This is a genomic window from Flavobacterium endoglycinae (assembly GCF_017352115.1).
GTDB classification, from domain to species: domain Bacteria; phylum Bacteroidota; class Bacteroidia; order Flavobacteriales; family Flavobacteriaceae; genus Flavobacterium; species Flavobacterium endoglycinae.
Map to the genome: position 1 here is coordinate 1630846 of NZ_CP071448.1, position 12390 is coordinate 1643235.

9 protein-coding genes are annotated in these 12390 nt (G+C 33.2%); 5 read left to right on the plus strand and 4 right to left on the minus strand.

Annotated features, from left to right (window positions below; all coding sequences use genetic code 11):
• Positions 1–80: 80 nt before the first annotated feature.
• On the minus strand, positions 81–1214 hold the full coding sequence (gene folK / locus J0383_RS07000) for a 2-amino-4-hydroxy-6-hydroxymethyldihydropteridine diphosphokinase (protein ID WP_207297701.1): 1134 nt from the start codon (positions 1212–1214) through the stop codon (positions 81–83).
• Between the two features lie 136 nt (positions 1215–1350).
• Between folK and sppA the strand changes: the two genes are divergently transcribed.
• From sppA to J0383_RS07015, 3 genes are all read left to right on the plus strand, one after another.
• The gene (sppA, locus tag J0383_RS07005; RefSeq protein WP_207297702.1) at positions 1351–3108 is read left to right on the plus strand and encodes a signal peptide peptidase SppA; all 1758 of its coding nucleotides are present in this window, start codon (positions 1351–1353) and stop codon (positions 3106–3108) included.
• An 11-nt stretch (positions 3109–3119) separates the two neighbouring features.
• Positions 3120–4067 (plus strand): alpha/beta hydrolase, encoded by a 948-nt coding sequence (locus tag J0383_RS07010; protein WP_207297703.1) that lies wholly within the window; start codon positions 3120–3122, stop codon positions 4065–4067.
• A 152-nt stretch (positions 4068–4219) separates the two neighbouring features.
• Positions 4220–6823: an AsmA-like C-terminal region-containing protein gene (locus J0383_RS07015; RefSeq protein WP_207297704.1), complete on the plus strand. Its 2604-nt coding sequence runs from the start codon at positions 4220–4222 to the stop codon at positions 6821–6823.
• A gap of 68 nt (positions 6824–6891) precedes the next feature.
• Here the strand turns inward: J0383_RS07015 and J0383_RS07020 are convergent, their stop codons facing one another.
• Positions 6892–7938: a glycosyltransferase family 9 protein gene (locus tag J0383_RS07020; protein ID WP_207297705.1), complete on the minus strand. Its 1047-nt coding sequence runs from the start codon at positions 7936–7938 to the stop codon at positions 6892–6894.
• A gap of 249 nt (positions 7939–8187) precedes the next feature.
• The gene (locus tag J0383_RS07025; RefSeq protein WP_207297706.1) at positions 8188–8982 is read right to left on the minus strand and encodes a DUF2797 domain-containing protein; all 795 of its coding nucleotides are present in this window, start codon (positions 8980–8982) and stop codon (positions 8188–8190) included.
• 241 nt (positions 8983–9223) lie between these two features.
• On the opposite strand from J0383_RS07025, the gene J0383_RS07030 reads away from it, so the two are divergent.
• Positions 9224–10753 carry a GH3 auxin-responsive promoter family protein gene (locus J0383_RS07030; RefSeq protein ID WP_207297707.1) on the plus strand — a complete coding sequence of 510 codons (1530 nt, stop codon included), beginning with the start codon at positions 9224–9226 and terminating at the stop codon, positions 10751–10753.
• A 2-nt stretch (positions 10754–10755) separates the two neighbouring features.
• Positions 10756–11001 (plus strand): redox-active disulfide protein 2, encoded by a 246-nt coding sequence (locus J0383_RS07035; RefSeq protein ID WP_207297708.1) that lies wholly within the window; start codon positions 10756–10758, stop codon positions 10999–11001.
• 155 nt (positions 11002–11156) lie between these two features.
• Here the strand turns inward: J0383_RS07035 and serB are convergent, their stop codons facing one another.
• Positions 11157–12389, minus strand: coding sequence for a phosphoserine phosphatase SerB (gene serB / locus J0383_RS07040; RefSeq protein ID WP_207297709.1), 1233 nt, complete (start codon positions 12387–12389; stop codon positions 11157–11159).
• Between the last annotated feature and the right edge of the window lies 1 nt (position 12390).

Sequence of the window (12390 nt, forward strand, 5' to 3'; positions counted from 1 at the left end):
TTTGATAATTAGGCAATGAGATAATTTTAACAAAACCACATAAAATTATCTTATTGACCCATTTTCTAATTATCAAATTATCAACCCAGCTTCTTCTTAATTTCGTTTAAAATAAAGACGTAATCTTCTTGTTTCTTTACAAAATCACGATCGGAAACATCTATAATTAAAACATTCAAATCGGTTTGGGACTTTATGTATTCCAGATAACCATTGTTGATTTTATCCAGATATTCTCCTTCGATATTCTGTTCGTAGTTTCTGCCTCGTTTTTTTATATTTTGAAGCAGCCTTTCAGTATTCTGATACAAGTAAACATAAAGATCTGGTTTTGGCATTTCTTTGTAAATGATATCAAATAAGTTTCGGTACAAACGATATTCATCTTCTTGAAGCGTAATTTTAGCAAAAATCAATGATTTAAAAATATGATAATCAGCCACAATAAAATCCTTAAACAAATCAAATTGTGCCAAATCATCTGATAATTGCTGATAACGATCGGCTAAAAAAGACATTTCTAACGGAAAAGCATATCGGTTTTGATCTTTGTAAAACTTGGGTAAAAACGGATTATCAGCGAAACGTTCCAAAACGGTTTTTGCATTAAAATCAGCTGCAATTTTATGAACCAAAGTCGTTTTTCCTGCGCCAATATTTCCCTCAAAAGCAATATAATTAAACTTATCAAGCTGAATTTCGTTTAACGGACATCTTAAGTCTTGTACAACAGTACAAACGCTGTTGTCAGGAGAAATAGCAATTAGCTCCGAAATAGTTTTATGAAGAATGGGATGTTTCCAGTCTAATTTTAAATCTTGTATCGGAAGTAATACAAAATTTCGGTTCTGCATTAAAGGATGCGGAATCTGTAATTTTTCAGAATCGATAATTTCATCATCAAAAACAATCAAATCAATATCGATAGTACGGCTTTGATATCCTTCTTGATTTGAACGGATTCTGCCTAATTGTTTTTCGACTTTTAAAACCTGATTTAATATTTTGTGTGCCGATGAAGAAGTGTGAAGTAATAAAGCACAATTGTAAAAAGCATCACTTTCAAAACCCCAAGCAGGCGTTTCATAAAGCTTTGAAACCCGAATCACAGTTCCTACTTCCTGATGTATCAAATCGATACAACTTTCGATATTTTCTAACCTGTTTCCCTGATTGCTGCCTATAGATAAAACGACCTGATGCTGTGTTTTCATAATAAATGCAAATTAACTAAAACTATTTTAGAATTAACCAATATATTTGTGAAACGACATAAAGACGTAAATAAAATAATGTGCGAAATTTGTAACATATCAGCCATTCGCGCTACATATTAAAAAAAATATACTTATGAAATTTTTAGGAAATGTAATTGCCACAGTTGTTGGTATTTTTGTATTTATAATGATTTTCTTTTTTGGAGTAATTCTAATCGGAGCTATTTTTGGAGGAGATGATAAAGTTTCGGTTAAAAGCGATTCGGTAATCGAATTAGACCTTAGCCGTATTAACAATGATTATGCAGGAAAATACAAAGATCCATGGGTTACTGTTTTTTCAGATAAAAAAGGAGTTGGTTTAAGCGATGTTATCAATGCTATTGAAGCAGCAAAAACGGACGACAATATTAAAGGAATCTCAATTTTAAACGATCAATCTTCTTTAGGTCTTGCTCAATACAAAGATTTAAGAAATGCTTTGGAAAGCTTCAAAAAATCAGGAAAATTTGTTTGGGCTTATGCTAATACTTTTTCACAAAAAGAATATTATTTAAACTCTGTTGCCAATACTATTTATTTGAATCCGGCGGGAGATTTAGACTTTAAAGGACTTTCATCTGAAATAATGTTTTTCAAAGATTTTCAAGAAAAATCAGGTATTCACATGGAAGTAATTCGTCACGGAAAATACAAAAGCGCTGTTGAACCCTTTTTAGAAAATAAGATGAGCGATGCCAATAGAGAACAAGTTACGGCGCTTTTAAACTCTATTTGGTCAACAGTTTGCGGTGATATTTCAAAAAGCAGAAATATTCCGGTTGACAAACTAAATGAAATCGCGAACGGTTTATTGGCAAGAACGCCACAAATGGCAAAAAACCAGCATTTAGTGGATATTGTAGCGTATGAAGACGTTTATCATGATGCAATTAAAAAAGCACTAAAAGTAAAAGGCGACGACGATTACAACAAAATATCTATTTTAGATTACACCCAAAATAACATGACTACAGCTTTAACCAATATCGCTGACGATCAAATTGCGATTATTTACGCTCAAGGCGAAATTGCAGGCGGCGAAGGTGATGTTAATATGATTGGTGAAGGTTCAATGCGTCGTTCTCTACAAGAAGCTAGAAAAAATGAAGATGTAAAAGCCATTGTTTTAAGAATTGACAGCCCAGGCGGAAGTGCTTTAACTTCTGACTTAATCTGGAGAGAAATCGAAATTACCAAAAAAGTAAAGCCAGTCGTGGTTTCTATGGGGAATTACGCAGCTTCAGGTGGATATTATATTGCTTGCAACGCTAATAAAATTTTCGCTGAAAGCAACACTATTACAGGTTCTATAGGAGTTTTTGGAGTATTGCCAAATTTCACTCCGTTGGCTAATAAATTAGGAATCAACAGCGAACAAGTAAAAACACACGAAAACTCGGCTAATTATAGTCCGTTTGTTCCTGTTGACGAAAAATTCAAAGCATTTACACTTGAAAGTATTGAACAAGTTTACAATACTTTTGTAACTCACGTTGCTGAAGGCCGTAAAATGACTTTCGCACAAGTTGATGCAATTGCTCAGGGAAGAGTTTGGTCAGGATCTGAAGCTTTAAAAATTGGTTTAGTAGATAAAATTGGCGGCTTAAATGATGCGATTGCAGAAGCTGCCAGAATTGCTAAAATTAAAGATTACGGTACTCAGAATTATCCTGAATATGAAAAAACGGTTGGAGACTTATTAGCCAATATGCCATTTTCACGCACAAAAGAAGCTTTTATTAAAGAAGAAATAGGCGAAGAAAATTACATGCTGATTGAACAGGTAAAAAGATTTCAAAGACAAAAAGGAGTTCAGGCTATGATGCCTTTTGGAATAGATATTAAATAATTCCGCTAAAAATGAAAAAGATACTGCTGTTTTTGAGTGTTTTGTTTTTGACCAGTGTTGATGCTCAAAATGCAAAACAAGATACTTTTAAAGAAACTAATGTTACTTTAAAAATCAATGTTGATCAGCTTTTTGGTACGCTGACGGTTCCAGATAATGTAAAAAAATGCCCCGTGGCTTTACTAATTGCAGGATCTGGACCAACAGACCGAAACGGAAATAATCCGATGATGAAAAACAATTCGCTGAAAATGCTGGCAGAAGCGCTGGCCCAAAACGGAATTGCATCATTACGATACGATAAAAGAGGAATTGGTGAAAGCAAACCGGCAGCTACAGCAGAATCAAGTTTGGTTTTTGAAAATTATACGGAAGATGCAAAAAGCTGGATTAACTTTTTAAAACAAGACAAACGTTTTACTCAGCTAATCATTATAGGTCATAGTGAAGGTTCTTTAATTGGAATGATTGCCAGCGCAAAAGCAGCTAAATTTATTTCGATTGCCGGCGCAGGAGAATCAGCAGATAAACTTTTGAAAAATCAAATTTCTTCTAAATCCAATAAACAGATAGAAGACATGACTTTTCCGATTATTGACAGTCTAAAAAGCGGTAATCAGGTTAAAAAAGTTGACCCGATGCTGAATTCACTTTTCAGACCAAGTATTCAGCCTTATTTGATTTCATGGTTTAAGTATGATCCACAAATTGAGATTAAGAAATTGACGATTCCAGTTTTAATCATCCAAGGAAATAACGATTTACAGGTTGATGTTAAAGATGCCGAGAATCTTTCGAAAGCCAGCAAAAACTCTGAATTGGTCATTATCGATAAAATGAATCATATTATGAAAACCATTGAAGGCGACAAACAAGCCAATATGGAAAGTTATAAAAATGAAAATCTGCCAATTTCTGAAACCTTGATTAATAAGATCGTTTCTTTTATAAAAAAATAATAGACAATCCGTTTGAAATTCTCAAACGGATTTTTTTTATTAAACAAGAGTAATTTCTTACATTTTTAAGAAAATTTTATCTTCATACTCAATCAAAAAAAGCTATTTTTGCAAAGAGTCAATTTTCAAAAGTAAACCTCAAATCTATAAATATGCTAAAGAAAATTTTAAAAGTAACCGCCATTGTAATTGTGGTTTTTGTGGCCGCATTATTTGCCATTCCGTTTTTGTTCAAGGATCAGATCAAAGCCAAAATTGCCGATGCAATCAACGAAAGTGTTGATGCCAAAGTAAGCTTTGCCGATGCTGATTTAAGTTTGTTTAAAAACTTCCCAAATGCAGCAGTTGGAATCGAAAAACTGGTTATCATTAACAAAGCGCCTTTTGAAGGAGATACTTTGGTTTCATTGGGAGAATTAAACCTTAAAATGAGTATCAAAGAACTTTTCAAAGGAAAAGACGAACCATTAAACATTGAAGGTATTACTTCTGAAAATGGTTTAATCAATATTATTTTCAATAAAGATGGTGTTGGAAACTTTGATATTGCTTTAAAAGACAAGAAGAGCGAAGATAAAAAAGACGACAAAAGCAGTCCGCTTTCTTTAAAAATTCAAAACTATAAAATAGAGAACTTCACTTTTAGATATATCGATCAGGGTTCTAAAATTAAAATGGTTATTGATAGTCTAAATCATGAAGGAACAGGAGATTTTACCAATTCAGTTCTTGATTTAAATACCAAAACTACTGCAAACGTATCTTTGGATATGGACAAGGTTAATTATATGAAAAACATAAAATTAACTTTGGATGCGATTTTAGGAATTGACTTAGAAAAAAGTAAATACACTTTTAAAGAAAACAAAGCCTTAATCAATCAGCTTCCTTTAGAATTTGATGGATTCATTCAAATGGCTGAAAAAGCACAGATTTACGATTTGAAGTTTAAAACGCCTACTTCTTCATTTACGAATTTCTTAGGACTAATTCCTGCTGCTTACGCTTCAAGTCTTGATGGTGTAAAAACAACGGGAGATTTTACAGTAGTTGGTTTTGCAAAAGGAGAATTAACAGATACAACTGTTCCAAAATTCAACATTGCGATTGCTTCCAATAATGCTTCATTCCAATATCCGAACCTTCCAAAATCAGTTCAGAATATTGTAATCGATACGAAAATTATCAACGAAACCGGAATTCTAAACGATACTTATGTAAACCTAGACAAATTATCTTTTAGAATCGATCAAGATGTTTTTAGCGCAAAAGCGAATATCAAAAACATTACTGTTAATCCTATTGTTGATGCCGCTTTGAAAGGAACGATTAACCTAGCGAATCTTTCAAAAGCATATCCAATTAAAATGGACAAACCTCTGGCTGGTATTTTAAAAGCAGACGTTACGACTAATTTTGATATGGCTTCTGTTGAAAAAAGTCAGTATCAAAACATAAAAAATGCTGGAACAATGAGTTTATCAGGATTTAAATATACTGATGAAAATAACAAGTCAATGAACATCAGCACGGCTTTAGTAGAGTTCAATCCAAGTAAAATCAACTTGAAACAATTTGATGCGACAACAGGAAAAAGTGACATTAGCATTAATGGTGTTTTAGAAAATTTCTACGGTTTCATGTTCAAAAAACAAGAATTGAGAGGAAACTTCAATATGAGTTCAAATCAATTGGCTGTTGATGATTTCATGACTTCGGGAGAACCGGCAAAAGAAGAAACCAAAACTCCAGCAAAACCAGCTGAAGCAATGAAAATTCCGGCTTTCTTAAACTGTACTTTAAATGCAAAAGCAACTACGGTTTTATATGACAATTTAAAACTAAAAGATGTTTCTGGTAAATTGATTATTAAAGATGAAAAAGCACAGCTTGAGAACTTTAGAACCTCAATTTTTGGAGGAACAATTGGCTTAACTGGTGCTGTTTCTACTAAATCAAAAGTACCAACATTCGACATGAATTTAGGTTTCAATCAAGTGGATATTGCGCAGACTTTTACGCAATTAGACATGATGAAAAAAATTGCTCCAATTGCTGGAATCATTAATGGTAAATTAAATTCGACGATCAAATTAAACGGAAATTTAGATGCGAAAGAATTAACTCCAGATTTAAAATCTTTATCAGGGGATTTGTTAGGACAATTACTTTCGACTACTGTAAACGCTAAAAATTCTACTGTATTAAATTCATTGACTTCAAACATCAAATTCCTTGATGCAAACAAATTGAATTTAAACGACTTGAAAATGGCATTGACATTTGATGATGGAAAAGTAAATGTAAAACCATTTGACATTAAATATCAAGACATTAAAATTACAGTTGGCGGTACGCATGGTTTTGACCAAAACATGAACTACAATTTAAAATTAGATGTTCCGGCTAAATATTTGGGTACTGAAGCTAATGCTTTGATTGCAAAATTATCTCCTTCTGATGCCGCGAAATTAGACAACATTCCAATAACAGCTATGTTAACTGGTAATTTTTCTAATCCGAAAATCAGTACTGATATGAAAACAGCAGTTAATAATTTAACTACTCAGCTGGTGAATCAACAAAAAGAAAAGCTGACTCAAAAAGGTACTTCTGCGCTTACGGATTTAATCAATAAAAATACAAAAGCGAAAGACACTACTCAGGCGGCGAAAACTGAAAAAGAACAAAAGACACAAGAAGCTACAAAAAAAGCAAGTGACTTAATTAATGGTCTTTTCAAAAAGAAAAACTAATAAAAGTTTATTTCAAATAAAAACGGCTCCGAAATTTCGGAGCCGTTTCTTTTTATACAGATCCTGAATTAAGCGTTCAGGATTTTGTTTATTGCTTTTATGTAATCTGGAATTCCAAGTGTATTCGTATCAATTCCTACGCTGTTGTTTCCGTAAGGCTCATATTTCTTTAAATTTGAAATAGAAAACAATCCAACGGTCGATGTTTTGGAAGCACTTGATAAGTGCATAATACCGCTGTCAGCTCCCACAAAAACATCAACATTCGCTAAAACAGATCCAATTTCGCGGACGTCTTTGCTGTAAAAAGAAGGCGCTTGAAAGTTAATCTGCGAAACATTTTCAACTGGAAGCACTTCGAAAATATTATGATCTGGATATTCTTTTTTTAATGCCGAATAAAATTCTTCCCACCATTCAACCGAAAAACATTTTGCGCCTGTAGCAAAAGTAAAAATCGCAATTGTTTTTTTCTGATTGTCGATAATTCCGTCTAAAATATTTTTACCCTTGTTAATTTCATCCTGCGTTAATTTTAAATCAATAAGTTCTACAGGTTTTTTGTGGTCTTCAATACCAAACTGGCTCAAAAAATATCTGAAATTATAAACCGGATATTTTGCAATATGATCGTAATCGTCAAAGTTTAAGTTTACATTTTCTGGAAGATCGCCAAAAAATTTATATTTCGCAGTTGAAAACTGCACGGCAAGTCTGCCAGAGGAAGAGTTTTGATCAACATTTACTACTAAGTCGTAATTCTGTTTTCTGATCAATGTCCACACTTTTAAGTAGCGGATTAATTCTTTAAAAGGTTTTTTAGGAAGATCGATTATTTTATCGACATTCTCATATTTTTCAAATACAATGGGAGCAAGCGTTCCTTTTACAAATACATCAATTGTGCATCCAGGAAAGGTATTAGAAACTTCCTGAATAAGCGGCGTAATTAAAAGCAGGTTTCCTAATCTGCCGTTTGGTCTACAGATTAAGACCTTTTTTATTTTGCTTTTATCAATCGTTCCACTTTTTGAAGCGTTTGAAGCCCCGATGTTTTTAGTTAGAACACGCATTAAACCGCGCCTGACTACGTTAACTTTGTTTAAGTTACCCATTCAATTAAAATTGTTTTTAGAATTAAGTTTGTTTGTAAATTTGGTGGTCGTTTCTTAGAACTTACCAAATATAAGTTAAATTTTTCCTAAAATTAAATTCTTTGAATAAGCAAACATTACAAAATTGTAAAAAAATTTACCAAAACTCACATCTTTTATTTCAGAAAGCCCCTAAAATATAAAGTTAATTACATTTATTCGAGACTATTCTACAAATGCCTCAAAGTAATAGACGGAGAGTCGATACTACTAGACGTTTATATTTACAACATAGCCCTCTGAACCACGAATATTAAAAACAGTCCCGTTTTCGAAAATCAGGTACTGCCCTTTAATCCCTACTAATTTTCCTTGAAAAGTTGGGGTTTTATCTAGATTCAAGCTTGCCACTTTTGCGGGATAAGTTAGAATTGGATATTTCAATTCGTAAATATCATTTTTCTGACTGTAGAAATAGTCCTTCACTTCAAATGGAATCAAGCTTTCCACTTTTGATTTTTCTAAAACCAAATCACATGATTCTGCTGTACATTGCAGCATTTTTCGCCAATTGGTTTTATCTGCATAATGGTTTTTCAAAGCGACCTCGGTAATTCCGGCCAAATAGCGATTGGGCACCTCAACAATAGCAATGGCCTGTGTTGCACCTTGATCGATCCATCGTGTTGGAACTTGTGTTTTACGAGTTACCCCTACTTTTATTTCACTTGACAAAGCCAGATAAACAATATGAGGCTGTAATTGTGCTTTCTGCTCGTATTCTAAATCACGATCGGCAATTCCTAAATGGGCGGTGCTTAGTTCTGGTTTCATAATCCAGTCGCCAACTGCCGGGCTTGAATAAAAACACTCGTAACAGAATCCTTGTCTGTAGATTTTTTTCTTTTTCTGGCAGTTTAAACACTGAAATCCTGCAAAGCTAATTTCAATTTCTTTATCTAATAACTGATTAACATTCAAAAAGCTGTCTTCAAAAACTAGGTAATATTGAATTGGATTTCCTAATTCAGTCTGCATTTTGGTAAGTACTCCTTGATATGTCATTTTAATTTAAAATTGAAAGTTTTAGTATTGGATATAAAATCTGCTTAAAAAGCATGGCCTCTAATTCGTGAAATCTTTTTCTATTGAGTTAAATCTTTAGCTTAATCAGCGTGTTTTTTATTACAAAAAACACTATTTTTGATATGACAGCAAAGTTAAGATTTGTCTATTGATATTCAAATTTTAAGTTTCTGGATTTTACATCCAAACGTAAAAGCTAACATCAAAAACCACTTTTTTCATGCCTTTATCTATAATAAACTCTTTTGCATCTTGGGTCCTTAAGCAAAGGATACATCAAATAGAACTTTTTTTAAAATATCCAAATGAAGTTCAGGAAGAACTATTGCATAATTTATTAACGGCATCAGAAAATACGGTTATTGGAAAAAAATATGATTTTGAGTCTATCAACTCTTATAAAACTTTTGCAGAAAGAGTTCCTATTGCTACTTACGAAGAATTACAGCCTTTAATCGAACGTACTCGTCAGGGAGAACAAAATGTTTTTTGGGAATCTCCTATAAAATGGTTTGCCAAATCAAGCGGAACAACCAATGCTAAAAGTAAATTTATTCCGGTAAGTACAGAAGCTCTTGAAGATTGTCATTATAAAGGAAGCAAAGATTTATTGTGCTTGTATTTGAACAACAATGAAGATTCTGAATTGTTTTTAGGAAAAAGTCTTCGCTTAGGCGGAAGTTCCCAGATTTATGAAAACAATAATACTTTTTTTGGAGACTTATCGGCAATTTTAATTGAAAACATGCCCATTTGGGCTGAATTCAGCAGTACACCAAGCAGTAAAACATCGTTAATGAGCGAATGGGAAGCCAAAATTGCTGCTATTATTAACGAAACTAAAAACGAAAATGTGACGAGTTTCGCAGGGGTTCCTTCCTGGATGCTGGTTTTAATGAATAAGGTTTTGGAAAATACCGGCAAACAAAGTCTGCTGGAATTGTGGCCAAATCTTGAAGTATATTTTCACGGCGGAGTAAGTTTTTCTCCTTACAAAGAACAATATAAAAAATTACTGCCAAGCAACGATTTTAGATATTACGAAATTTACAACGCATCTGAAGGTTTTTTTGCTATTCAAGATTTGAATAATTCAAGTGATTTACTGTTGATGCTGGATTACGGGATATTCTATGAATTTATCCCGATGGATACTTTTGGGTCGACAAATCAAAAAGTAATTCCTCTTTCTGAAGTCGAATTGAATAAAAACTACGCCATTGTGATTACTACGAATTCTGGTTTGTGGCGTTATTTAATTGGCGATACAGTTCGTTTTACTTCTCTAAATCCGTACAGAATACGCGTTACTGGAAGAACCAAACATCATATTAATGTTTTTGGTGAAGAATTAATGGTTGAAAACACCGATCAAGCTATTGCAAAAGCCTGTCAAATTACACAAACTGAAGTTATCGATTATACGGTTGCTCCTATTTTTATGCAGGACAAAGAAAAAGGCGCTCACGAATGGATGATTGAATTCAAGAAAAAACCAGCCGACGTGGGTCTTTTCCAAAAAGTATTAGACGAAACGCTTCAAACCCTAAATTCTGATTACGAAGCAAAACGTTATAACAATATGACCTTAAATCCTTTGGTGATTAATGTGGCGCGTGAAAATCTGTTTTACGACTGGTTGAAAGAGCGCGACAAATTGGGCGGACAAAATAAAATCCCAAGACTTTCGAATCAAAGAGATTATCTCGAACAATTAAAAGAAATGTGTGTAAAAGATAATTCTATTTAAAAATGGCCGATAAAAAGAAATACAGTGCAATGACTAATGAGGAATTAGTTAAAAACCACAAGACTTTAAAAACGCTGACTTATACTTTTGGAGTTGTGCTCTTTTTTTCGCTCATTTCTAATTTGTTCATTGTTTTTATTAAAGGTTTCAGCGTTGCCAATGTGGTTCCTATTGCTTTGCTTCCCATACTTATTTTAAATCTTAAAAATTTGAAAGAAATCACAAAAGAAATAGAATCTCGTAAATAATACAGACCTTTTCTAAATAAAAAAACCTCAGCTTATTGAAAACTGAGGTTTTGTTTTTTATGAAATGAAAAATATGTTGATTTTTGTTTGTCAGGCTGATCGAAGTTGAAGCCTTTTTTGAAGGCAAATCCATTTTACTTCGTTCAGAATGACAACTACATCATATCAATATATCTGTCGTGGTATCCTAATAAGTATAAAACTCCGTCAAGACCGAGACTCGAAATTGAAGTTGAAGCACTTTCTTTTACTTTTGGTTTAGCATGAAAAGCGATGCCAAGACCTGCTAAGTTCAGCATTGGCAAATCGTTTGCTCCGTCGCCAACTGCAATGGTCTGGTTAATGTGAATTCCCTCTTTTTCGGCAATAGCCTTAAGATGTTCTGCTTTCTTTTGTCCGTCAACAATATCACCTAAGTATTTACCCGTTAACTTACCATCTTTAATTTCTAGTTGATTCGCGTGAACGTAATCGATTCCTAATTCTTTTTGAAGGTATTCTCCAAAATAGGTAAATCCTCCAGATAGGATGGCAGTTTTATATCCGTAATATTTTAAGGCTTTCATCAAACGATGCGCACCTTGTGTAATGGGTAAATTTACGGCTACTTTCTGCAATACTTCTTCGCTTAAACCTTCAAGCAAAGCCATACGTTTTTTAAAACTTTCGTTGAAATCAATTTCACCATTCATGGCTGATTCGGTAATGGCACGAACTTGATCTCCTACTCCATTTAATTCTGCCAGTTCGTCAATAACTTCTGTCTGGATCAAAGTAGAATCCATATCGAAGCATACTAAACGACGATTTCTTCTGTAAATATTATCTTCTTGGAAAGAAATATCAACGTTTAAAGTTCTTGAAATTTCCATAAAACTTGCCGTCATGACAATTTTATTTACAATTTCACCTGTTACAGATAATTGAATACAAGAACGAGGATATTGTTCTTTTTCAACAATTGAAGTTCTTCCTGTAAGTCTTATGATAGAGTCAATATTGAGATTTTGATCTGACATTATTTTGGTTACTGCGGCTAATTGAGAAGCGGCTAGTTTTTCTCCCAAAATATTAATGATGTAGCGTTGTTTAGATTGAGATTTTACCCATTTCTCGTAATCATCTATAGAAATCGGAATAAATTTCACTTTGATTTCCAGCTCATACGCTTTGAATAGTAAATCTTTTAAAACGGGAGCAGAAGAAGAACCTGCTGCAATTTCGAATAAAATTCCCAAAGAAAGAGTATCGTGAATATCGGCTTGGCCAATATCTAAAATATTAGCATCGTACGCTGCCAGTACAGCTGTTAAACCTGCTGTAACCCCTATTTTATCGTGTCCAGAAACTTTTAATAAAATTATTTCTTTATTATCCTCTACTGCCATT

What these genes read in the sequence shown, in the direction of transcription:
- folK (WP_207297701.1), bottom strand. Translation starts at nt 1,214, where the DNA reads ATGAAAACACAGCATCAGGTCGTTTTATCTATAGGCAGCAATCAGGGA.
- sppA (WP_207297702.1), top strand. Translation starts at nt 1,351, where the DNA reads ATGAAATTTTTAGGAAATGTAATTGCCACAGTTGTTGGTATTTTTGTA.
- J0383_RS07010 (WP_207297703.1), top strand. Translation starts at nt 3,120, where the DNA reads ATGAAAAAGATACTGCTGTTTTTGAGTGTTTTGTTTTTGACCAGTGTT.
- J0383_RS07015 (WP_207297704.1), top strand. Translation starts at nt 4,220, where the DNA reads ATGCTAAAGAAAATTTTAAAAGTAACCGCCATTGTAATTGTGGTTTTT.
- J0383_RS07020 (WP_207297705.1), bottom strand. Translation starts at nt 7,938, where the DNA reads ATGGGTAACTTAAACAAAGTTAACGTAGTCAGGCGCGGTTTAATGCGT.
- J0383_RS07025 (WP_207297706.1), bottom strand. Translation starts at nt 8,982, where the DNA reads ATGACATATCAAGGAGTACTTACCAAAATGCAGACTGAATTAGGAAAT.
- J0383_RS07030 (WP_207297707.1), top strand. Translation starts at nt 9,224, where the DNA reads ATGCCTTTATCTATAATAAACTCTTTTGCATCTTGGGTCCTTAAGCAA.
- J0383_RS07035 (WP_207297708.1), top strand. Translation starts at nt 10,756, where the DNA reads ATGGCCGATAAAAAGAAATACAGTGCAATGACTAATGAGGAATTAGTT.
- serB (WP_207297709.1), bottom strand. Translation starts at nt 12,389, where the DNA reads ATGGCAGTAGAGGATAATAAAGAAATAATTTTATTAAAAGTTTCTGGA.